The following is a 20,888-nucleotide window of genomic DNA, read 5'->3' as shown; positions in this document are numbered from 1 at the left end:
GGGAATCGTGCATTTGCAGCAAAAACTGTGGCTTTGAGGCATCTTGGCAGAGCACGAAAGGTCGCACTAAACGGGGCGTTTTAGTCAAGTCATTGAAAACGCTAAATTTAGCGCAAGCGTTTATCTTTCCTAAGCATGTTGCGAGGTGGGGGAGGCTCTGCTACATCCGCCACGATTTGATTGCTTTGACGCAAGTCAAGGTGAGGAAACGCTGCCAGACGCCGCCCCGGCCCGGGGCGCGCGTGTCTTGGTGGCTTACTATCGGAAGGGTGGACGTGTCTGACTCAGCATCGATTTCCTCCGGCATCGCAGAGCGCTATGCCACCGCCGTCTTCGAGATCGTGAAGGAGGCCGGCGAGCTTCCCGCGCTCGAAGGCAACCTGGATGATCTCTCTGCTGCGCTGGCTGAAAGCGCAGACCTGCGGGATCTCCTGGTCAACCCCGTCTACTCGCGCGATGCGCAGGGCGCTGCCATCAAGGCCGTCGCCTCCAAGATGGGCCTGATGCCGGCCGTGACCAACGTGCTGGGCCTGATGGCCTCCAAGCGTCGCCTTTTCGTGGTCCCGCAGATGGTGACCCGCCTGCGCGAGATGATCGCGGTCGAAAAGGGCGAAGTGACCGCCGAAGTGACCTCGGCCCAGGCCCTGACCGATGCGCAGGCGGCACAGCTCGCGGATGCGCTGAAGGCAAAGGTCGGCAAAGATGTTAAGATCAGTGCGACCGTCGATGAAAGCCTCATCGGCGGTCTCGTCGTCAAGGTGGGCTCGAAGATGATCGACACTTCGATCCGTTCGAAGCTCGACTCCCTCCAGAATGCAATGAAAGAGGTCGGATAAATGGGTATCCAAGCTGCAGAGATTTCTGCGATCCTGAAGGACCAGATCAAGAACTTCGGCCAGGATGCCGAAGTTGCCGAGATCGGTCGCGTGCTCTCGGTCGGTGACGGTATCGCCCGTGTCTACGGCCTCGACAACATCCAGGCGGGTGAAATGGTCGAGTTCCCCGGCGGCATCATGGGCATGGCGCTGAACCTGGAAACCGACAACGTCGGTATCGTGATCTTCGGTTCCGACCGGGACATCAAGGAAGGCGACACCGTCAAGCGCACGAACTCGATCGTGTCGGTGCCCGCAGGCAACGAGCTGCTGGGGCGCGTCGTTGACGGTCTCGGCAACCCGCTGGACGGCAAGGGCCCGATCAACGCATCGGAAACCCGCGTCGCGGACGTCAAGGCGCCGGGCATCATCCCGCGTAAATCGGTGCATGAGCCGATGGCGACTGGCCTCAAGGCCGTCGACGCCATGATCCCGATCGGCCGTGGCCAGCGTGAGCTGATCATCGGCGACCGTCAGACCGGCAAGACCGCCGTCGCGCTCGACGCGATCCTGAACCAGAAGACGTACAACGACGCGGCCAAGGACGACTCGGAAAAGCTGTACTGCGTCTACGTCGCCATCGGCCAGAAGCGGTCGACTGTGGCCCAGCTGGTGAAGAAGCTCGAAGAAACCGGCGCCATCGACTACTCGATCGTCGTTGCCGCCACCGCCTCCGACCCGGCCCCGATGCAGTTCCTGGCGCCCTATGCCGCAACCGCGATGGCCGAGTACTTCCGCGACAACGGCAAGCACGCGCTGATCATCTACGATGACCTGTCCAAGCAGGCCGTGTCCTACCGTCAGATGTCCCTGCTGCTGCGCCGCCCGCCGGGCCGTGAAGCTTACCCGGGTGACGTTTTCTATCTCCACTCGCGCCTGCTGGAGCGTTCGGCCAAGCTGAACGAGGACAACGGTGCCGGCTCGCTGACCGCGCTGCCGATCATCGAAACCCAGGGCGGCGACGTGTCGGCCTTTATCCCGACCAACGTGATCTCGATCACCGACGGCCAGATCTTCCTGGAAACCGAACTGTTCTACCAGGGCATCCGTCCCGCCGTGAACACCGGTCTGTCGGTCTCGCGCGTCGGCTCCTCGGCTCAGACCAACTCGATGAAATCGGTCGCCGGCCCGATCAAGCTGTCGCTCGCCCAGTACCGCGAGATGGCCGCCTTCGCGCAGTTCGGCTCCGACCTCGACGCCGCCACCCAGCAGCTGCTGAACCGTGGTTCCCGCCTGACCGAGCTGATGAAACAGCCGCAGTATTCGCCGCTGACCAACGCCGAGATCGTTATCGTGATCTGCGCCGGTACGCTGGGCTACCTCGACAAGGTCAAGGTCTCCGACGTGGGCCGTTTCGAGAAGGGCCTGCTGGCCCATGTCCGTGGCAAGCACCAGGATCTGCTGGATTGGATCACCAACGAAGATCCCAAGATCAAGGGTGACAACGAAGCCAAGATCAAAGCGGTTCTCGACGAATACGCCGCCGACTTCTCGTAAGGGGATCAGCAGATGCCCAACCTGAAGGACTTAAAAACCAGGATCGCGTCGGTCAAATCGACCCGCAAGATCACCAAGGCTATGCAGATGGTCGCGGCAGCAAAACTGCGCCGCGCCCAGGATGCGGCCGAGGCGGCCCGCCCCTATGCGGAACGCTTCAACGGTGTGATGGCGTCGTTGGCCGCGTCGGTCGGTGACAGTGATGCAGCTCCCCGCCTTCTGGCGGGGACCGGCAAGTCGGACGTGCACCTGCTGGTGGTCATGACCTCCGAGCGGGGGCTTTGCGGCGGCTTCAACACCAACATCGTGAAGCTGGCAAAGAGCCATGCCGAAAAGCTCAAGGCAGACGGCAAGACGGTCAAGATCCTGACCGTCGGCAAGAAGGGCCGCGAGCAGCTGAAGCGCGACTATGGCGATCTCTTCGTGGGACACGTCGACCTCTCGGAGGTCAAGCGCATCGGCTACGGCAATGCCCAGGACATCGCCCGCGATGTGCTGGCCCGGTTCGACGGTGGCGAATTCGACGTGGCAACGATCTTCTACGCAGAGTTCCGGTCTGTCATCGCGCAGATCCCGACGGCGCAGCAGATCATTCCCGCCGCCTATGAAAGCGAAGGGTCGGACGATGCGGGCGAAAGCACGCTCTACGACTACGAGCCCGACGAGGAATCGATCCTCGCCGATCTGCTGCCGCGCGGTGTCGCGACGCAGATTTTCGCGGCTCTGCTGGAAAACGGCGCGTCGGAACAGGGGGCCCGGATGTCCGCAATGGACAACGCGACCCGCAACGCAGGCGAGATGATCGACAAGCTGACCATCGAATACAACCGCTCGCGTCAGGCCGTCATCACCAACGAACTGATCGAAATCATCTCGGGCGCCGAGGCGCTCTAAAGACTTCCGGAGAAACCACATGGCAAATGCACAAGGCAAGATCACCCAGGTGATTGGCGCCGTGGTCGACGTTCAGTTCGACGACGACCTGCCGGCAATTCTGAACGCTCTGACCACCGACAACAACGGCAAGAAGCTGGTGCTGGAAGTGGCCCAGCACCTTGGTGAGAACACCGTCCGCACCATCGCGATGGACGCGACCGAAGGTCTGGTTCGCGGCCAGGCCGTGACCGACACCGGCGCGCCGATCTCGGTGCCGGTCGGCAACGCAACCCTGGGCCGCATCCTGAACGTCATCGGCGAGCCGGTGGACGAAGGTGAGCCGATCGAGGCCGACGAATACCGTCCGATCCACGCCGAAGCCCCTGCCTTCCAGGAGCAGTCGACGGAATCGGAAATCCTCGTCACCGGCATCAAGGTCATCGACCTGCTGGCGCCCTACTCGAAGGGCGGCAAGATCGGCCTCTTCGGCGGCGCCGGCGTGGGCAAGACCGTTCTCATCATGGAACTGATCAACAACATCGCAAAGGTGCACTCGGGCTTCTCCGTGTTCGCCGGTGTTGGTGAACGGACCCGTGAGGGCAACGACCTGTATCACGAGATGATCGAATCCAACGTCATCAAGCCCGACAACCTGTCGGAAAGCCAAGTGGCGCTTGTCTACGGCCAGATGAACGAGCCTCCGGGTGCTCGTGCCCGCGTTGCCCTGACCGGCCTGACGCTGGCCGAACAGTTCCGCGACCAGTCCGGGACCGACGTTCTGTTCTTCGTCGACAACATCTTCCGCTTCACGCAGGCGGGCTCCGAGGTGTCGGCTCTGCTCGGCCGTATCCCCTCGGCGGTGGGCTACCAGCCGACGCTGGCTACGGACATGGGCCAGATGCAGGAACGCATCACCTCGACCAAGGCCGGCTCGATCACCTCGATCCAGGCCGTCTACGTTCCCGCGGACGACCTGACCGACCCGGCCCCGGCAACCACCTTTGCGCACCTCGACGCGACCACGGTTCTCAACCGTGCGATCTCGGAACTCGGCATCTATCCCGCCGTGGACCCGCTCGACTCGAACTCGCGCCTGATGGACCCGCAGATCGTGGGCGAAGAGCACTACCAGGTGGCGCGTGACGTTCAGGGGATCCTGCAGCGTTACAAGTCGCTCCAGGACATCATCGCCATCCTCGGGATGGACGAACTGTCCGAAGAGGACAAGCTGACCGTGGCCCGTGCCCGCAAGATCCAGCGCTTCCTGTCGCAGCCCTTCGACGTGGCCAAGGTCTTTACCGGCTCGGACGGTGTTCAGGTTCCGCTGGAAGACACGATCAAGTCGTTCAAGGCGGTTGTTGCCGGTGAATACGACCACCTGCCCGAGGCGGCCTTCTACATGGTTGGCGGCATCGACGAGGTGCTCGCCAAGGCCGAGAAACTGGCCGCCGAGGCTGCCTGAGCGTGCGGCGGGGTAAACCCCGCCCTACGTGACCCTAACCCCCGGGTGTAGGGCGGGGTTTACCCCGCCGCCCGGTACAGGAGATGAACATGGCAGAAACGATGCAATTCGATCTGGTGTCGCCCGAGCGCCGCCTGCTGTCGACCGAGGCCACCTCGGTTCAGATCCCGGGCGCCGATGGCGACCTCACCGCAATGCCGAACCACGCGCCGCTGATCACCACGCTGCGCCCCGGCATCCTGACGGTCGAGACCGCCAAGGGCACCGAACAGTTCGTCGTGACCGGCGGTTTCGCCGAGATCGGCGAAAGCCTGTCGATCCTGGCCGAAAAGGCCCTGCCGCGCGAGGACATGGACCAGGCCACCTACGAGGCCCTGGTGGACGAAGCTCACCGTGTCTATCAGCAGACCAAGGAAACCGCCGAGCATCCGGGCCTGGTGGACGACGCGGTCAAGCTGCTGCAGGACATGGTTGCCGTCGGCACCCATATTGGCCTGGACCCGAAACAGCCCTCGATCTGAGGCACCGGACAGACTATTCTGACAAGGCCCTGCCACCCGGCGGGGCCTTTCATTTTTTGTGACCCGCCGGTGTTGTGCGGCGGCCCCCGGGACAGACAACATGGAAACGAAACGCGGCGCCGTCTGGTTTATCCTGGCCACAATCCTGCTGGATGCCATCGGCATCGGGCTGATCTTTCCCATCATGCCGGACCTGATGGAACGCGTCGGCGCGGGCGACACCGCCACCGGCCCCTTCTGGGGCGGAGTCCTGCTGGCGACTTATGCCGGGGCGCAGTTCCTGTTTTCGCCCGCGATGGGCGGCATTTCGGACGCGCTGGGGCGCAAGCCGGTCCTTCTGGTCACGCTGGCGGCGCTGGCGGTCGACTACGTCATCATGGCGCTGGCGGGGACCTTCTGGCTCTTGCTGGTGGGCCGCTTTCTGGCCGGTATCGCAGGGGCCACCTATATCACCGCCTCTGCCTATCTCGCCGATATCTCGGCGCCCAAGGACCGGGCCGCGAACTTTGGCCTGATCGGGGCGGCCTTCGGCGTGGGGTTCATCTTTGGCCCGGCGTTGGGGGGCTTGCTGGCCGGGGTGCATGTCACGGCGCCATTCTGGGCGGCGGCTGGGCTGGCTGCGGCCAATTTCCTTTTCGGCGTCTTCGTCCTGCCCGAAAGCCTGACGGTCGAGAAACGCCGCAGTTTCGACCGCAGGGACCTCAATCCCTTCGGCAGTATCCTGGCGGCTGCACGTCTCCCGGGGCTGGGCCTGCCGTTGTTCGGCCTGTTCCTCTTCGAGTTCGCCAACATGGTCTACCCGGTCCTCTGGGCCTTCTGGACGCGCGAGGCCTTTGGTTGGCCTTCGACCCTGATCGGCCTGTCTCTGGCGGCCTATGGCGTTGGCGTTGTCATCACCCAGGGCGGTCTGATGCGGGTGCTGATCCCGCGCATCGGTGAATGGCGCACGCTGATGGTGGCCGTGGCCGCGGGCGTCATCGCCTCTGTTGCCTATGGGTTCATCTCGGCGGCCTGGCTGGTCTGGGCCTTCCTGCCCTTTGCCTGCCTGTCGGATATGGCGCCGCCCAATGCCACCGGCATCGCCTCGAACCTCGTGGACGAGGACCGGCAAGGCGTGTTGCAGGGGGTCATTGCCAGTCTCAGCGCCGTCGCCGCCGTTGCCGCACCGCTGATCGTGACCCCGCTGTTTCGGACCTTTGCCGCGCCGGACGCGGCGCTCTATCTGCCCGGGGCGCCGTTCCTGTTGACTGCGCTGCTGCTGCTTCTCAGTGCGGCTGTTTTCTGGCCGTTGCGCCCGAGCCGGCAACCTGTCTCTGCCGTTTGACTGCCGTGCGAGTCCCGGTGCCTTGCACGATGGGGCGTGATCTGACAGGAGCCATGTGACCGGCCCGTCTGTGGGGCGGCGCGCGCGGAAGTTCCTGTCATGATTTACGACCCAAGCGCATTGTTGCGCGAATTCATCACGTTGCTGGTTGTGATCGACCCGATCGGTTCGCTCCCGGTGTTCTATTTTGCCACGGCGGCCGTGCCGGCGGCGCTGCACTGGCGTTTTGCCCTGCGCGCGGTGCTTGTCGCCTGGATCGTGCTGATGGCGTTCCTGGTCGTCGGCCAACTGTTGATCGAGGGACTGGGCCTTCGGTTCGGATCGTTCCAGATCGCGGGCGGGATCGTTCTGTTTCTCTTTGCCCTGACGATGATCTTTGGCGAGTCCAAACCGGAGCGTGAGATCGAGGAGGCCGGGCGCAGCGACCTGTCCGGTGCGATCTTTCCGCTGGCGATGCCGTCCATCGCGTCGCCTGGTGCGATGCTGGCCGTTGTGGTGCTGACGGACAATCACCAGAACTCAATCCCTGACCAGATCGCGACGGCTGTCCTGCTGACGATTGTCCTGGTCCTGACCTTGCTCCTGCTCTTGCTGGGGACGCTGCTGAAAAAGCTGCTGGGCAATTCCGGCGCTCTGGTGATTTCCCGGGTCATGGGGATCATCCTGGCCACCGTGGCAGTGGACGCGGTGCTGGGCGGCCTGGCAGAGGTCGGCGTGCTGGACCTGAAAGGGGGAACCGGTCCGCTGTAAGCGGATGATCGGCCTTCACAAATCCGCCCGATTGCAGAACTATGTCTGCAGGGATGGAGAGAGGCGGGACATGCAGAAACTGACCGGCAGCCGGGTCGGGATTGACCAGGGCGACGAGGAAGTCTTTTCCGAATTTGCCACCGGTGGCGACATGTGGACAGGAGAGGGCAGCCGCGAGCGCCGCAAGTCCGTCACCTTCTCCGAGCCGTTCCGCACGCCGCCAACGGTGCAGGTGGCCATGTCGCTCTGGGACATCGACCAGCGTGCCAACGTGCGGGCGGATGTCGCCGCCGAGAATGTCACCCGGACCGGCTGTGATCTGGTGTTCCGGACCTGGGGCGACACCCGTGTGGCGCGCGTGCGGATGAGCTGGCTCGCCATCGGAGAGGCGAAAAGTGAGGACGACTGGGACCTGTGACAGGGCCCCGGTTTCTCGGGCCGGGCTATTTCACCTGCGAGGTCAGGCGCTCCAGCATCAGCGGCACCTCTTCCGGTGTCAGCCGCCCGTGTTCTGTGAGGAACGTCTCGATGTCGCGTCCCGTGTAGCGGCCCACCAGGCGACCGTCCTGTTCGACAAGTTTCAACTTCGACAGGACGACGGCCCGCTGATGGCAGATAAAGCATTTGCGCTGGAACAGTTGTCCGCCCTCTTGGATGGCGAGGAACTGCGCGACGAGCGCCTCTGTTTCTTCGGCAGACAGCTTGCCATGCCCGGAGGCCAGCATCGCCGCGACGGGCATCCCGGTCTTCTTGCCGACCAGGTCATCGCCGCTGACGATCAGGCTTTCAAAGACGAAATCCCCGGCATGTGCCGAATGGCAGCTCGCGCAGGACCGTTCGTAGACCGCATGTGCGTCGATGTCCTGCGCCTGGCCAGGCGCGCCCGACATCAGGCTGAGGATTGCAAGTACTGATAACCAAGCTCGCCGTAACATTACCGCCTCCTATAACGGTCAGAGGATGCCCTCGTAGATCGGGCCAAGGGTTTCGGTCTCGAACAGGGATGAGACCGAAGTGCCATTCCAGATGTTCAGGATCGACTGCGCGAACAGCGGTGCCGTCGGCAGGATCCGGATGTTGGGGGCCCCGGCAACGGCAGCCGTCGGCTGGATCGTGTCGGTCAACACCAGAGATTTCATGACCGAATTGGTCACGCGTTCGACCGCCGGGCCGGACATGACACCGTGGCTGATATAGGCATGCACCTCTGTCGCGCCATGTTCCATCAGCACTTCGGCCGCCTTGCAGAGCGTGCCGGCGGTGTCGCACATGTCGTCGACGATGATGCAGCGCTTTCCCTCGACATTGCCGATCACCGTCATCTCTGCCACTTCGCCGGGCTTTTCGCGGCGCTTGTCGACGATCGACAGCGGCGCGTTGATCCGCTTGGCCAGTTCGCGGGCGCGGGCGACACCGCCCACGTCGGGAGAGATCACCATCACGTCGCTCAGGTCGTCGAACTGCTTGAGGATATCCAGCGCGAAGATCGGCGAGGCATAGAGGTTGTCCACCGGCATATCGAAAAAGCCCTGGATCTGGGCCGCGTGCAGATCCATCGTCAGCACCCGCTCGATCCCCGCCTCGGCGATCATGTTGGCCACCAGCTTGGCGGTGATCGGCGTGCGTGCCTTGGTGCGGCGGTCCTGCCGGGCATAGCCGAAATAGGGGATCACGGCGGTGATGCGGGCGGCCGAGGACCGGCGCAGCGCATCCGACATGATCAGCAACTCCATCAGGTTGTCGTTGGCCGGGTTCGAGGTGCTTTGCAGGATGAACATGTCCTCGCCGCGCACGTTCTCGAAAACCTCGACAAAGATCTCCTGATCGTTGAACCGCTCGACGCGGGCATCCACGAGGCCGACGCTCATGCCGCGGTACAGCGACATGCGCCGGGCAATCGCCTCGGCCAGCGGCTTGTTGGCGTTTCCGGAGATGATCTTGGGTTCGATGACACTGGGCATGTGATGCGTCCTGGGCAGGTGACGGATTCGTGACGATGTTGCGGTCCCGTTAGCATGGGCCTACGGTCGGCGCCAGCACAGGCACCGGAAGGCGACAGCATGGCTCACATCGACTATTTCTTCTCTACGATCTCGCCCTTTTCCTATTTTGCAGGCACCAGGCTGGAAGAGATCGCTGCGAAACATGGCGCCAGTATCGCCTACAAACCCTTCGATATCATCGCCCTCTTTGGTCGCACCGGCGGCGTGACCCCGGCGGAACGGCATCCCAACCGGCAGGCCTACCGCCTGCAAGAGATCGAGCGCACCGCGAAAAAGACCGGCCTCCCGGTCAACCCGAAGCCCGCGCATTTCCCGACCAACCCGGCGCCGTCCTCTTATGCCGTCATCGCCGCCCAGAAAGCGGGCGGCGGCGACATGGGCAAACTTGTGCACGGGTTGCTTGCGGCCTGCTGGGCGCAGGACAAGGACATCGCCGAGGACGATGTCATCAAGGCCTGCCTTTCCGAGGCGGGTTTCGATCCCGCGCTGGCGGATACCGGCCTGCTGGCGGGGGCCGAGACCTATCCCGCCAACCTCGAAGAAGCGGTGGAAAAGGGAGTCTTCGGCGCGCCGACCTATGTCGTCGACAGCGGGCAGGTCTTCTGGGGCAATGACCGTCTGGACGATCTTGACGCGCATCTGGCGGGCAAGCTCTGATGCGGGACGCAGGCCCGGAGATGGCGCTGCACTGGCGGGACTGGGGGCAGGGGCCGACAGAGGTGCTGGCCCTGCATTGCGGTCTGGGACAGGGCAGCATGTGGAAATCCGTGGCGCAGGCCCTGGACAGCCGGTGCCATTTCCGCGCCCCGGACCTGCCGGGGCATGGCCGCAGCCCGGCGTTCCCGGACGGCGAGGACGTGCATGACATCGCTTGCGCCGCAATCCGTCCGCATCTGGCCGACGGCATCCACCTTGCGGGCCATAGCTTTGGCGCCACGCTGGCGCTGCGTCTGGCGCTGGAGGCGCCGGAGCGCATTGCCTCACTCCTGCTGATCGAGCCGGTGTTCTTTGCCGCGGCGCCAGACAGCGCCTTGAAACGCGACCACAAGGCCGCCGAGCAAACGCTTTACGCCGATGTGGATGCAGGCGACCTGATGGGGGCCGCGCGCGGGTTCAACCGGCTCTGGGGCGGGGGTGTGCCCTGGGACAGCTTTCCCGAGAAGGTGCAAAGGGGTATGGCCGCCCAGTTGCCCTTTGTCCGCGCAACAGAGCCGGCCCTCTGGCGCGACGGCGCCGGGATGCTGAATCCCGGCGGGCTGGAAAGCCTGAATTTCCCGGTCACGCTGTTGCGCGGGGCCGACACCGTGCCTGTCATCGCCGAGGTGCATCGTGGCCTGATGGCGCGTCTGCCGATGGCCTCGGAAATGGTTGTCGGTGGCGCCGGTCACATGGTGCTGATGTCACATCCTCAGGCGGTGACGCAGGCGCTGTCAGAGCAGCTTGGCGCGCTGCCCTGACCCACTGCGACCTCAGGTTCGGATGCGCCAGCCGGTCTTGAAGATCCACCAGACCGTCGCCAGGCAGATCGCGGTGAACCCCGCAATGGCCAGCAGGCTGACAGCAATCGGCACATCGGCAAGCCCGAAGAACGACCACCGGAACCCCGAAACCAGGTAGACCACCGGGTTGAAGTAGGCGACCGTCTGCCAGGCCGGGGGCAGCATCGAGATCGAGTAGAAACTGCCGCCCAGGAAGACCAGCGGCGTCACCACCAGCAGCGGCACCAGTTGCAGCTGTTCAAAGTTCCTGGCCCAGATCCCGATGATGAAGCCCAGCAGCGAGAAGCTCATGCAGGTCAGCAGCAGGAAGATGACCATCGCCACCGGATGCATGATCTGCAGGTCGACGAAAAACGCCGCCGTCCCCAGGATCACCACGCCAATGAACAGCGCCTTGGTCGCCGCCGCGCCGACAAAGCCCAGCACGATTTCCAGGAAGTTCACCGGGGCCGAGAGCAGCTCGTAGATCGTGCCGATGAATTTCGGGAAGTAGATGCCGAAGCTGGCGTTGGAAATCGCCTGCGTCATGACCGACAGCATGACCAGCCCCGGCACGATGAAGGCGCCATAGCTGACGCCCTCGACCTGGTCGATGCGTGACCCGATGGCCGCGCCGAAGACGACGAAATACAGCGAGGTCGAGATGACGGGCGAGACGAAGCTTTGCAGGATGCTGCGAAAGAACCGCATCATCTCGAACTTGTAGATGGCCCAGATCGCGGGAAGGTTCATGCCGCGCTCTCCTCTTCCTGCCGGGCCACAAGCCCGACGAAAATATCCTCCAGCGAGTTTTGCGCGGTGTGCACGTCGCGCACCTGGCAGCCCGTCTCGGCCAGCAGGCCCATCAGCCGCCCGATGCCGGTCCGTTCGGCCCCGGTGTCGTAACGATAGGTCAGGCTGCCGCCGTCCTCGCTCAGCCGCAGGTCATAATCCGACAGGGCAGGGGGCACGCTGGCAACCGGATCGGTCAGTTCGATGGTCAGTTCCTTCTGTCCCATGCGGGTCATCAGGCTGGCCTTGTCCTCGACCAGCAGGATCTCGCCCTTGTTGATGACGCCCACCCGGTCGGCGATGGCCTCGGCCTCTTCGATGTAGTGCGTGGTCAGGATGATGGTCACGCCGTCGCGCTTCAGCTCGGCCACGGTGTCCCACATGTCCCGGCGCAATTCCACGTCCACACCTGCCGTCGGCTCGTCCAGGAACAGCACGCGCGGTTCATGCGCCAGCGCCTTGGCGATCAGCACCCGGCGTTTCATCCCGCCCGACAGCTCCATCACCTTTGCGTTGCGCTTGTCCCAAAGCGACAGCCGCCGCAGGATGCGTTCGATCAGCGCCTCGTCCGGGCGCTTGCCGAACAGCCCGCGCGAAAACCGCACCCCTGCGATGACCGTCTGGAAAGGCTCCAGGTTCATTTCCTGCGGCACCAGCCCGACAAGGCTGCGCGCCGCGCGGAACTCTGACACCACGTCATGTCCGCCGACCCGGATGCTGCCGTCGGTGATGCGGGTGATCCCGCAGATCGCCGAGATCAGCGTGGTCTTTCCGGCGCCGTTCGGGCCAAGCAGCGCCAGGATTTCGCCCTCTTCGATGTCGAGTGAAACGCCCTTGAGCGCCTCGAACCCGCTATCATACCGTTTCCGCACGTCGCGGATTTCTACCGTGGGCATGGTCCGCCCTCCTTGTTCGCACGTCTGCAACCTAACCCTCATGTCGTGATGCGCAATTGAGCAGAAATGCATAGGCCGCATGCATGTCGCAAACAGACTGGCGCCCCGGGCCGCCGGCGACTAAGCCCTTTGGCATGACGACCCTCACCACAGCCGCGCTCAACCGTCCTGCCCTGGGCATCTTCTACATTTGCCTCGGCATCCTCGCGATCTCGATCAACGACATGCTGATCAAGGTCCTGTCGGGCGGCTATCCGCTGCACCAGATGGTCTTTACCCGCTCTGCCATCGGGTTGGTCTTTACCTTCGGCTTTGTCTTTGCCGAAGGCGGGCTGGGTCTGTTGAAGACCGCGACGCCGGGCCTGCACCTGTTGCGCGGGCTGCTGGTCGTCTGCGCGAACATGACCTATTTCTGCGCGCTGGCGGTGCTGCCGCTGGGCCAGGCGACGGCGCTGTTCTTTGTCGCGCCGCTGATGATCACGCTGCTGTCGATCCCCATCCTGGGCGAAAAGGTGGGGCCGCTGCGGATCGGGGCCGTCGTGGTGGGCTTTGCCGGGGTGATCATCATGCAGGAGCCGTGGAAGGCCGATCTCTCGGTCTCACGCCTCGTGATGCTGCTGCCGGTGATCGCGGCAGGGTTCTACGCGCTGATGCAGGTGCTGACCCGGCGGCTGGGGATGACGACGCGCGCCTCGGCGCTGGCCGTCTATATCCAGGGCACCTTTCTCATGGTGTCCGCCCTGTTCTACCTTGTCGCGGGCGATGGGCGCTATGCCGAGGGTGTCACCAACGAAAGCATGATCTTCCTGCTGCGGGCCTGGGTCTGGCCCACGCCGGACGACTGGCTGGTGTTCCTGGGGCTTGGGGTCTGTTCGGGGGTGGTGGGGTATTGCCTCAGCGCGGCCTACCGGCTGGCCGACGCGGCGACCATCGCCCCGTTCGAGTACATCGGCCTGCCGCTGGCGATCCTCTGGGGCTGGATGATCTTCGGGGAATGGCCGGTTCCGGCCACCTGGGCCGGCTGCGTGCTGATCATCGGCGCCGGGGTCTTTGTCTTTCTGCGCGAACAGGCCAAGGCCCGCCCCATGCCGGGCCGCCGTGCCCGCTGGGGGCGTCGCTAGGACCCGCTTACAGCGCGCGCAGCCGCACCGCGATACTGGCCTGCCGTCCGGCCAGCGATCCCAGCGGATCCAGTTCCGGGTGGGTGTCCAGCACCTGCGTCATGGCTTGCTGAGCGCGTTCCAGCTGGGTCTTGCCGCCTTGCCGGTCGCCCTGCGCCAGCGCTGCCAGCCCCAGCTCATGCCGGGCCGTGGCCGCAACCGCCAGCGCCGCGGCGCTGGCCGCGCCCTCGCTGCTCATCGCCATGCCCTCGGCCAGGTCGGCGGCCTGGGCATATTCCCCGGCGCGCAGCAGGCTGTGGGCATATTCCAGCTGGATGCGTGGCAGGAAGGGCCCGGCGCTGCTCATCAGCTTGGCGTATTGCCGGTTGGCCTGGCCGTATTCGCCCTCTTCCAGCGCCGAGCGCGCTACGAAATAGTTCTTGCGAAAACCCGATGCGTTGCCCTCTGCCGTGTCACAGGCCGCCAGCGGCAACATCACGCCAAACGCCATCAGCGCCGGCATCACCCGTCCCATTATCATCTGCTCTGTCCTCAACGTCGCCAAGGTTTGCCTTGATCGCCCGCCATGATACCACCTGACTGGGGGCGGCGTCCACGAAAACCCAAGCCCGCCCGTGGGATGGATGGAAAACCGTGATGCGCTGGCTGGCCTGGCTCCTGACACCGTTGACCCTGGCCGCCGCGGTCTGGGCCGGGAACAGCCTCTACCGGACCCTTCAGGATCCGCTGCCTGCCCCCCGCGCGGCGCCTTCTGCCACGCCGGACGCGGGGCTTGCGCTGGACCTGCCGCAACCGCAGCCACCGATGCGCTGGCCCTCGCTCTTTGGCAGCTACAAGCCGCCGGAACCGCAGCCGCCGAAACCGCCCGCGCCGCCCGTCGTCGATGAGCCACAGCCGCCCGCGCCGCCCATCGACAGCCTCGGCTTTTCGCTGAAAGGCGTGGTCAGCAACGGCGACAGCAGCTGGGCGATCGTCTCACATCCGACGGGAGAGCAGCTGATGCGTGTGGGGGATACCCTGGCCGACGGCGTCACCGTCACCGCTATCGAGGCGGGCGGCATAAGGCTGGACAATCACGGCACCCCGGACTTCCTCGCCTTCACCGATTGACCCAGCCACCCGGGGGGAGACAAGCCGCGTGTTTCGCGGTATGTTACGCCCAATGACCGCGAAACACGCGGCAAAAACATAATCGAGAGGGCACGAAAGTGCGGGCAGGAACTTCGGTCGACATGGCCGGCACCGGGTGGGTGCGGTCGTGGTGTGTGGCGCTACTCCTTGCAATTCTGGTGACGATCCCGGGGCTGACCCGCGCGCAGGGCGCGTTGGATCTGCGCGATGCGGACCTGCGCAGCTTCGTCGAGATCGTGTCGGAGGCCACGAACCGGAATTTCGTGATCGACCCCGGCGTGCGCGGCACCGTGACCGTGCTGGCGCCGGAAAATGTCACCCCCGCCGCCCTGTATGAGATCTTTCTCAACGTGTTGGAGGTCAACCGCCTGACCATCGTCAAGGGCGTCGATGCCGACCGCATCGTGCCGCTGACCACCGCGCGGGAACTCTCGCCCGGGGTCGCCGGGTCCGGTGTCTATGAAACCCGCGTGATCCGCGTCAATCACATCCCGGTTTCCGAGGTCGTGGACGTGGTGCGCCCGCTCTTGCCCTCCGAGGCGGTGATTTCCACCGTCCCCGATGCGCGGCTGATCATCCTGTCCGACCGTGCCGGCAACCATCGCCGCATCCAGGCGCTGATTTCCGAGCTGGATCAGCCCCGGTCCGAGCCGATCGAGATGATCCGCCTGCGCAACGCCGACGCGCGCGAGGTGCTGCAGGTGATCCAGTCGATGGGCATTGTTCCCGATGGCGCCAGCGTCAGCGTCGATGCGCGCTCCAACGCCCTGCTTGTGCTGGGACCGCAGGCGTTGCGCGAACAGGTACGCGTGCTGGCCGGACGGCTGGACGCACAGCGCAACAGCCAGCAAAGCCGCGTGGTGCAGGTCAACTATGCCCAGGCGGCCACCCTGGCGGACGTGGTGCTGCGCAGTTTCCAGGGTGACGGCTCTGGCGGCCAGATCCGCATCGTTCCGGAACCGGGCACCAACTCGCTGCTGATTTCCGCCCCTGCCGACCGGATGCACGAGATCGTCGCGATGGTGCAGCATCTCGACCGCCGCCCGACCCAGGTGCTGGTCGAGGCGGTGATCTTTGAAATGTCGGTGGACGGCTTTGCCGATCTTTCGGTCCAGTTTGGCGCGATCCTGAACGACGCAATCGTTGGTGGCGTGCAATTCGCGCTGGAAGGACGGCCCAGCCTGACCAGCCTGGTGTCCACCGTCCTGAATGGCGACGTGGCCAACCCGGGCAACGGTGGCGTGATCGGCGGTCGCAGGGGGGACGCGCATACAGGGATAGCGGGCCTTTTGACCGCCATCGCCCAGACCCGCAGCACGCGGCTGCTGTCGACCCCTTCGATCTTGACCCTGAACGGGCAGGAGGCCGAGATCGTGGTGGCCCAGAACGTGCCCTTCGTCACCGGACAGTTCACCCAGGTCGGGCAGGGCGCGGTGCAGGAACCGTTCCAGACCATCGAACGCCAGGACGTCGGCCTGACCCTGAACGTGATCCCGCAGATCAATGCCGACGGCACCGTGCGGCTGGTGATCAAGCAGGAAGTGTCCAATCTGACCAACGCCACCTCCTCGGCGGGCGGAGAGATCACCGCGAAACGCGCGCTCTCGACCACCGTCCTTGTGCGCGACGGCAACGTGATCATGCTGGGCGGTCTGCTGGAAAACGGCTTTGGCTCCAACGCGCAGCGGGTGCCGGGCGTGTCCAAGCTGCCCATCGTGGGCGGGCTGTTCCGGGGTAAATCCGGGTCCAAGAACCAGCGCGTCCTACTGGTCATGCTGCGGCCCCGGATCGTCAGTTCCGACCGTGAGGCGACGCGCCTCACCCGCGAACTGGCGCGCGAGGCGCAACGGGCCAGCCTTGCGATCCAGCCCGAGGACAGCACCCGGTTCCCGCAGACACCGCTGGGCGCGCTGCCCTTTGACGGCGCCGATCTGAACCAGCCCTTCGATGAGACCTTCATCGACAAGGCCGCGCGGGCCAAGAACTATCCGCCACTGCCCAGCCGACTGAAATTCAACGGGAAATACTAGAGCGGGGCGAAAGCCCCGCACCCCGTCGCGCCGCCGAGGTCAGGCGGCGTCGGAACCTTGGGTCCCTTGGGTCAACCGCGCGCGCAGGTGTCCGGGCAAAAGCCGGGCAGAGCTGATCCGGGGCATTGGCAATTCCGCGATGTCAGTGTCCGCGCCGTAGAGCGCCAGGTATTCATCGTGATTGTCAAAGCTGCTGCGCGCGACATAATCGACATAGGTCTCTGTCGCCGCACCATTGGCAAGGATCACGTCATGCGCCTCTGTCTCGACATGGTAAACGGTGAAGCGCTCGGGCAGGGCCGAAAGGGGAACCCGGGTGATGGACTGGCCGTTCACCAGCGCCGAGGCATTCACCACGTAGCCATCCAGCACCATGCCGTGATCGCCGGTCACGGTCAGGTCGGCATTCGGTTGTCCCTCTGCCAGGGCGCCTTGCCGGATGCGGATCATCCGGGCGCGGTCGCACCGGAACCGGGTCAGGATCGTCTGGCGTCCGATCCACTTGACAGAGACCTGTCGACCGTCGGCGGTGGTGATCCTGTCCCCGATCCGCAGCTCTTCGACCGGCCGATCCCCAAGGGCGGTTGCAATCCCCGTGCCTGCGGCAAAGCAGGTCGCGAAATCGCTGGTGTCCAGAGTTGCGAGATCGATACTGTCGGGCAGGGTCACATATGCAGGTGGGACCCCGTCCGGCAGGATCAACACGCGCTGGTTGCTCGCCACGGAACTGAATTCCCCGACCATCGCCACGACCGTGCCGCCGCCGTTCAACGGTACGGTCAAGGTTCCCAGGAAGGTGGTGACGATGGCATTGTCGTTGATGTCGTCACCGACTTCAAAGGTGTTGTCCGCCTCCGTGTCATCGTAGGTATACGGACCTGAGAAGTTCTGTTCGAGGAAGTTGTAGGTCGTTCCTGCATCCAACTCGTAAATGAAGTATGTTCCAGCGTCATATGTGGCCATAGAATTCCTCGTTACCTTTACCTGCCGGGGGCCGCTTCGCGGCGTTCTGGCCGAACGGGAGCCAGAGCCAGCCTCCCCGATCCCAACCCGCTTACCGTAAAACGTGCACTTTTGTTAACCTTTTATTAACGTGTTCGCGGATGCCGGGTCCGGTCGGAAAGGGCGTTGCGAGGGGGATGGACTTGAGGGCACAAAGGGATGTGCCCATGCCACGCCGAAAGAAAGGCCCGACAGGGATGCCCGAAGATCACCCGCCTTCCGTCCCAACCGCCCCGCTGCCCTATGCCTTTGCCCGCGATCACGGCGTGGCCCTTGACGGCACGCGGATCGTTGCGGGGCCGGGGGCGTCCGTGACCGGCCTGCGCGAGGCACAGCGCCGCGCGGGGCTGACCGCGCCGCTTGAACCGGCCGACGCGGCGGGGTTCGAGGCGGTTCTGGCGCGGCTCTACCATTCCGGCGCCCGCGATACCCAGGCGCAGGGGGTGACCTTCGATCTGGTCGATACCGCCACCGATAAGCGCGGCCGCGACCTGCTGGAGGACGCCGAGGAGGCGCCGGTCATCCAGCTGGTCAACCAGCTGCTCCGGCAGGCCGTGCTCGACGGCGCCTCGGACCTGCACATCGAACCGCACGAGGGCGGGTTGCGCGCCCGGATGCGTCTTGACGGCTTTCTGAAAACGGTGATGGACCGCGCCGATGTGCCGGTGAAACGCGTGGTTTCGCGGCTCAAGGTCATGGCGGGGCTCGACATCGCCGAAACCCGCCTGCCGCAGGACGGGCGCATCCCGCTGCGGCTGGGCGGGCGGATGATCGACACGCGGGTGAGTTCGCTGCCCGGCAACTACGGCGAACGCATCGTGCTGCGGATCCTCGACCGGGCGGCGGGGCTGATGCCGCTCGACCGGCTGGGGCTGGACGCGGGGCAGATCGCGCTGCTGGAACGGCTGGCCTCCACACCCAACGGCATCATTCTGGCCACCGGACCGACGGGCGCGGGCAAGACCACGACGCTTTATTCCCTGCTGAAACTGGCGGATCGGGAGGAACGCAATATCGTCACGGTCGAGGACCCGATCGAATACGACCTCACCGGTATCAGCCAGACCCAGATCAACGCCGAGATCGGCATGAGTTTCGCCGCCGGTCTGCGCGCCACCCTGCGGCAGGACCCGGACGTGATCCTGGTGGGCGAGATCCGCGACACCGAAACCGCCAGCACCGCCGCGCAGGCGGCATTGACCGGGCACCTGGTCTTTTCCTCGCTGCATGCCAACAGTTCCGTGGCCGCGGTGGTCCGCCTGCGCGACCTTGGGTTGGAAAACTTCCTGATCGCCGCCACCCTGCGCGGCGTGATTGCGCAACGGTTGCTGCGCAGGCTCTGCCCCGAGTGCCGCAGATCGCACGCCCCCTCTGCCAGCGAGGCGGCTCAGTTCGACCGCGCGGGCCTGCCGCTGCCGACGGCGTTGTTTGATGCGCAGGGGTGCGAGGCCTGCAACGGCACCGGCTATGCGGGGCGGCTGGGCATCTTCGAGATCCTTGAAGTGGGCGAAGCGCTGCGCGAGGGGATCAATCACGGCGCGGGAGAGAGTGCGCTGTGGGCGAAGGCGCTGGCGCCGCGTGACCGCCTGATCGGCCAGGCGCTGCGCGCCGTGGCCGCCGGGCAGACCAGCCTGGCAGAGGCCCTGCGCGTGGTCGGGGACAGCGCGTGAGGGCCTTTGCCTATACCGCCTACACCGCCGAGGGCCAGCGCAAGTCCGGCACGCTGGTGGCCGAGACAGAGGCCCACGCCTCGGACCAACTCAAGGCGCAGGGGCTCTATGTCTCTGAACTGACGGTGCGCACCCGCAGCGCGCGGGGGCCACGCCTGGGCCGGGCGCGTCTGTCGCGCGACTTGCAGGCGGTCTTTACCCGCCAGATGGCGGTCCTGCTGGGGGGGGAAATGGCTGTGGACGCGGCGCTGGGCACATTGAAAAGCGCCGGCAGCACAGCGGCGCTTGATCTTGTGGTGGCGCGCGCGCAGGCCGCCTTGCTGGAAGGAGAGCCCCTGTCGCGGGCGTTGGAGGCCAGCGGCGCGGGCTTTCCCCGCTACTACCTCGCCGCCGTCCAGGCGGGCGAGAGGGCGGGGGAATTGTCCAGCGTCTTCAACAGCCTGGCGGATCACCTTGAAACCGCCCGCAGCGATCGGGCGCAGCTGGGGTCGGCGCTGGTCTACCCGGCTTTCGTGGCGGTGGTCTCTGTGTTGGTGGCGGGTGTGCTCTTTGTTACCGTCGCACCCGAGATCGTGGCCCTGTTTGAAACCTCGGGGCGCCCGCTGCCCGACTTGACGCGCATCATGATGGGCTTTGCCCGCTGGGTCGAAGGGCACTGGCCCCTGCTGGCCGCCGCCGCGCTGGGCCTTTTGGTGCTGGCGCTGCTGAGCGGACGGATCGCCGCCCTGCGCGAGAGGCGGGACAGGCTCTTGCTGCGCCTGCCGCTGGTCGGCGGGCTGATCCGGCAGGGGGCGGCGGTGCAGTACCTGCGCACCCTGGCGCTGGTGCTGGAGGCACGCCACACGGTGCCCATCGCAATCGAAAGCGCCGGGTCGGTGCTGACCGTGACCCCGTTCCGCATCGAGGCAGAGCGGGTGGCCACGGCGGTGCGGGCCGGGGAGTCCCTGTCCGACGCGCTTGCGGCGCTCAGTTTCGTGCCGCCCGTCGCACGCCAGCTGATCGGCGCCGGAGAGGTCTCTGCCCGTCTGGCGCGGATGGCAGGGCGGGCCGCGGCGCTGGTGGAAAACGGCCTGTCGACACAGCGCAAACGGATCGCGGCGCTGATGGAACCGGCGCTGATGATGTTGGTGGGCGCGATGGTGCTGGTGATCGTGCTGTCGGTCCTGCTGCCGATTTTCGATCTGCAGACCCTGGTCGCCCCGTGAGGTCCAAGCCACAGGTGTTGCGGACATGCCCCCGAGGTGATGTCTAAACTCTTCGACGCAACAGGCTGGTGTTGTTAATCTTTTGATCATGGGTTGCAGGGGCGGGGGATGATTCCCCTCCTCTGGTGTCGCCAGAAAGCCGCACATTGCCACCCACGTCGTGATTTCCGCCCGCTTCGCGATACGGCAGGCTTTCCCGACGTAACCCCCTCGGCTACGCAAGTATCAGAACAGATCGGTCAGCCGAGTCTTGAG

21 protein-coding genes are annotated in these 20,888 nt (G+C 65.0%); 15 read left to right on the top strand and 6 right to left on the bottom strand.

Annotated features, from left to right (window positions below):
- Nucleotides 1-269 precede the first annotated feature (269 nt).
- The 8 genes from KZZ07_RS09010 (at nt 270) to KZZ07_RS08975 (ending at nt 7,723) form a co-directional block, all read left to right on the top strand.
- A complete protein-coding gene (locus KZZ07_RS09010) occupies nt 270-836 on the top strand; it encodes a F0F1 ATP synthase subunit delta (protein WP_219513638.1) in 567 nt (188 codons plus the stop codon).
- Nucleotides 837-2,372 (top strand): F0F1 ATP synthase subunit alpha, encoded by a 1,536-nt coding sequence (atpA, locus tag KZZ07_RS09005; protein ID WP_219513637.1) that lies wholly within the window; start codon nt 837-839, stop codon nt 2,370-2,372.
- A gap of 12 nt (nt 2,373-2,384) precedes the next feature.
- On the top strand, nt 2,385-3,266 hold the full coding sequence (locus tag KZZ07_RS09000; protein ID WP_219513636.1) for a F0F1 ATP synthase subunit gamma: 882 nt from the start codon (nt 2,385-2,387) through the stop codon (nt 3,264-3,266).
- A gap of 19 nt (nt 3,267-3,285) precedes the next feature.
- Complete coding sequence (atpD, locus tag KZZ07_RS08995) at nt 3,286-4,710, top strand: F0F1 ATP synthase subunit beta (RefSeq protein ID WP_219513635.1); 1,425 nt, start codon at nt 3,286-3,288, stop codon at nt 4,708-4,710.
- Between the two features lie 89 nt (nt 4,711-4,799).
- Complete coding sequence (locus KZZ07_RS08990; RefSeq protein WP_219513634.1) at nt 4,800-5,231, top strand: F0F1 ATP synthase subunit epsilon; 432 nt, start codon at nt 4,800-4,802, stop codon at nt 5,229-5,231.
- Nucleotides 5,232-5,331: 100 nt separating this feature from the next.
- On the top strand, nt 5,332-6,555 hold the full coding sequence (locus KZZ07_RS08985; protein WP_219513633.1) for an MFS transporter: 1,224 nt from the start codon (nt 5,332-5,334) through the stop codon (nt 6,553-6,555).
- Nucleotides 6,556-6,654: 99 nt separating this feature from the next.
- Nucleotides 6,655-7,305, top strand: coding sequence for a MarC family protein (locus KZZ07_RS08980; RefSeq protein ID WP_219513631.1), 651 nt, complete (start codon nt 6,655-6,657; stop codon nt 7,303-7,305).
- A gap of 70 nt (nt 7,306-7,375) precedes the next feature.
- The gene (locus tag KZZ07_RS08975) at nt 7,376-7,723 is read left to right on the top strand and encodes an H-type lectin domain-containing protein (protein ID WP_219513629.1); all 348 of its coding nucleotides are present in this window, start codon (nt 7,376-7,378) and stop codon (nt 7,721-7,723) included.
- A gap of 25 nt (nt 7,724-7,748) precedes the next feature.
- On the opposite strand, the gene KZZ07_RS08970 is transcribed toward KZZ07_RS08975, so the two are convergent.
- Together KZZ07_RS08970 and KZZ07_RS08965 are read right to left on the bottom strand one after the other, a co-directional pair.
- Entirely contained in the window at nt 7,749-8,240 is a 492-nt protein-coding gene (locus tag KZZ07_RS08970; protein ID WP_219513628.1) for a c-type cytochrome, read from the bottom strand.
- 18 nt (nt 8,241-8,258) lie between these two features.
- Nucleotides 8,259-9,266 carry a ribose-phosphate pyrophosphokinase gene (locus KZZ07_RS08965; RefSeq protein WP_219513627.1) on the bottom strand — a complete coding sequence of 336 codons (1,008 nt, stop codon included), beginning with the start codon at nt 9,264-9,266 and terminating at the stop codon, nt 8,259-8,261.
- 99 nt (nt 9,267-9,365) lie between these two features.
- On the opposite strand from KZZ07_RS08965, the gene KZZ07_RS08960 reads away from it, so the two are divergent.
- Both KZZ07_RS08960 and KZZ07_RS08955 read left to right on the top strand, forming a co-directional pair.
- A complete protein-coding gene (locus KZZ07_RS08960) occupies nt 9,366-9,965 on the top strand; it encodes a 2-hydroxychromene-2-carboxylate isomerase (RefSeq protein WP_219513626.1) in 600 nt (199 codons plus the stop codon).
- A complete protein-coding gene (locus KZZ07_RS08955; RefSeq protein ID WP_219513625.1) occupies nt 9,965-10,765 on the top strand; it encodes an alpha/beta fold hydrolase in 801 nt (266 codons plus the stop codon). Before KZZ07_RS08960 ends, KZZ07_RS08955 begins: the two co-directional genes overlap by 1 nt.
- Before the next feature lie 12 nt (nt 10,766-10,777).
- Here KZZ07_RS08955 and KZZ07_RS08950 read toward each other — a convergent pair whose 3' ends face one another.
- On the bottom strand, nt 10,778-11,539 hold the full coding sequence (locus KZZ07_RS08950; protein WP_219513624.1) for an ABC transporter permease: 762 nt from the start codon (nt 11,537-11,539) through the stop codon (nt 10,778-10,780).
- The gene (locus tag KZZ07_RS08945) at nt 11,536-12,474 is read right to left on the bottom strand and encodes an ABC transporter ATP-binding protein (protein WP_219513623.1); all 939 of its coding nucleotides are present in this window, start codon (nt 12,472-12,474) and stop codon (nt 11,536-11,538) included. The genes KZZ07_RS08950 and KZZ07_RS08945 overlap by 4 nt, the downstream gene beginning before the upstream one ends.
- A 134-nt stretch (nt 12,475-12,608) precedes the next feature.
- Between KZZ07_RS08945 and KZZ07_RS08940 the strand changes: the two genes are divergently transcribed.
- Nucleotides 12,609-13,595, top strand: a complete 987-nt coding sequence (locus tag KZZ07_RS08940) for a DMT family transporter (RefSeq protein WP_219513621.1) — start codon at nt 12,609-12,611, stop codon at nt 13,593-13,595.
- Nucleotides 13,596-13,602: 7 nt separating this feature from the next.
- On the opposite strand, the gene KZZ07_RS08935 is transcribed toward KZZ07_RS08940, so the two are convergent.
- Nucleotides 13,603-14,109, bottom strand: a complete 507-nt coding sequence (locus KZZ07_RS08935) for an outer membrane protein assembly factor BamD (protein WP_219513620.1) — start codon at nt 14,107-14,109, stop codon at nt 13,603-13,605.
- 122 nt (nt 14,110-14,231) lie between these two features.
- On the opposite strand from KZZ07_RS08935, the gene KZZ07_RS08930 reads away from it, so the two are divergent.
- Together KZZ07_RS08930 and gspD are read left to right on the top strand one after the other, a co-directional pair.
- Nucleotides 14,232-14,705 carry a type II secretion system protein N gene (locus tag KZZ07_RS08930; protein ID WP_219513619.1) on the top strand — a complete coding sequence of 158 codons (474 nt, stop codon included), beginning with the start codon at nt 14,232-14,234 and terminating at the stop codon, nt 14,703-14,705.
- Between the two features lie 155 nt (nt 14,706-14,860).
- A complete protein-coding gene (gspD, locus tag KZZ07_RS08925) occupies nt 14,861-16,756 on the top strand; it encodes a type II secretion system secretin GspD (protein ID WP_300442515.1) in 1,896 nt (631 codons plus the stop codon).
- Between the two features lie 39 nt (nt 16,757-16,795).
- Here the strand turns inward: gspD and KZZ07_RS08920 are convergent, their stop codons facing one another.
- Nucleotides 16,796-17,719, bottom strand: coding sequence for a Hint domain-containing protein (locus KZZ07_RS08920; protein WP_219513617.1), 924 nt, complete (start codon nt 17,717-17,719; stop codon nt 16,796-16,798).
- A gap of 206 nt (nt 17,720-17,925) precedes the next feature.
- On the opposite strand from KZZ07_RS08920, the gene KZZ07_RS08915 reads away from it, so the two are divergent.
- Nucleotides 17,926-19,428 (top strand): GspE/PulE family protein, encoded by a 1,503-nt coding sequence (locus KZZ07_RS08915; RefSeq protein ID WP_255564241.1) that lies wholly within the window; start codon nt 17,926-17,928, stop codon nt 19,426-19,428.
- Nucleotides 19,425-20,633 carry a type II secretion system F family protein gene (locus KZZ07_RS08910; RefSeq protein ID WP_219513616.1) on the top strand — a complete coding sequence of 403 codons (1,209 nt, stop codon included), beginning with the start codon at nt 19,425-19,427 and terminating at the stop codon, nt 20,631-20,633. Before KZZ07_RS08915 ends, KZZ07_RS08910 begins: the two co-directional genes overlap by 4 nt.
- The last annotated feature ends 255 nt before the right edge of the window (nt 20,634-20,888 follow it).

Origin of the sequence: Mameliella sp. CS4 (assembly GCF_019392335.1) — a bacterium.
Classification (GTDB): Bacteria; Pseudomonadota; Alphaproteobacteria; order Rhodobacterales; family Rhodobacteraceae; genus Antarctobacter.
Note: the sequence above shows the minus strand (reverse complement) of the source record. Positions and strands in the feature narration are given on the sequence as shown.

What these genes read in the sequence shown, in the direction of transcription:
- atpA (WP_219513637.1), top strand. Translation starts at nt 837, where the DNA reads ATGGGTATCCAAGCTGCAGAGATTTCTGCGATCCTGAAGGACCAGATC.
- KZZ07_RS09000 (WP_219513636.1), top strand. Translation starts at nt 2,385, where the DNA reads ATGCCCAACCTGAAGGACTTAAAAACCAGGATCGCGTCGGTCAAATCG.
- atpD (WP_219513635.1), top strand. Translation starts at nt 3,286, where the DNA reads ATGGCAAATGCACAAGGCAAGATCACCCAGGTGATTGGCGCCGTGGTC.
- KZZ07_RS08990 (WP_219513634.1), top strand. Translation starts at nt 4,800, where the DNA reads ATGGCAGAAACGATGCAATTCGATCTGGTGTCGCCCGAGCGCCGCCTG.
- KZZ07_RS08985 (WP_219513633.1), top strand. Translation starts at nt 5,332, where the DNA reads ATGGAAACGAAACGCGGCGCCGTCTGGTTTATCCTGGCCACAATCCTG.
- KZZ07_RS08980 (WP_219513631.1), top strand. Translation starts at nt 6,655, where the DNA reads ATGATTTACGACCCAAGCGCATTGTTGCGCGAATTCATCACGTTGCTG.
- KZZ07_RS08975 (WP_219513629.1), top strand. Translation starts at nt 7,376, where the DNA reads ATGCAGAAACTGACCGGCAGCCGGGTCGGGATTGACCAGGGCGACGAG.
- KZZ07_RS08970 (WP_219513628.1), bottom strand. Translation starts at nt 8,240, where the DNA reads ATGTTACGGCGAGCTTGGTTATCAGTACTTGCAATCCTCAGCCTGATG.
- KZZ07_RS08965 (WP_219513627.1), bottom strand. Translation starts at nt 9,266, where the DNA reads ATGCCCAGTGTCATCGAACCCAAGATCATCTCCGGAAACGCCAACAAG.
- KZZ07_RS08960 (WP_219513626.1), top strand. Translation starts at nt 9,366, where the DNA reads ATGGCTCACATCGACTATTTCTTCTCTACGATCTCGCCCTTTTCCTAT.
- KZZ07_RS08955 (WP_219513625.1), top strand. Translation starts at nt 9,965, where the DNA reads ATGCGGGACGCAGGCCCGGAGATGGCGCTGCACTGGCGGGACTGGGGG.
- KZZ07_RS08950 (WP_219513624.1), bottom strand. Translation starts at nt 11,539, where the DNA reads ATGAACCTTCCCGCGATCTGGGCCATCTACAAGTTCGAGATGATGCGG.
- KZZ07_RS08945 (WP_219513623.1), bottom strand. Translation starts at nt 12,474, where the DNA reads ATGCCCACGGTAGAAATCCGCGACGTGCGGAAACGGTATGATAGCGGG.
- KZZ07_RS08940 (WP_219513621.1), top strand. Translation starts at nt 12,609, where the DNA reads ATGACGACCCTCACCACAGCCGCGCTCAACCGTCCTGCCCTGGGCATC.
- KZZ07_RS08935 (WP_219513620.1), bottom strand. Translation starts at nt 14,109, where the DNA reads ATGGGACGGGTGATGCCGGCGCTGATGGCGTTTGGCGTGATGTTGCCG.
- KZZ07_RS08930 (WP_219513619.1), top strand. Translation starts at nt 14,232, where the DNA reads ATGCGCTGGCTGGCCTGGCTCCTGACACCGTTGACCCTGGCCGCCGCG.
- KZZ07_RS08920 (WP_219513617.1), bottom strand. Translation starts at nt 17,719, where the DNA reads ATGGCCACATATGACGCTGGAACATACTTCATTTACGAGTTGGATGCA.
- KZZ07_RS08915 (WP_255564241.1), top strand. Translation starts at nt 17,926, where the DNA reads ATGCCACGCCGAAAGAAAGGCCCGACAGGGATGCCCGAAGATCACCCG.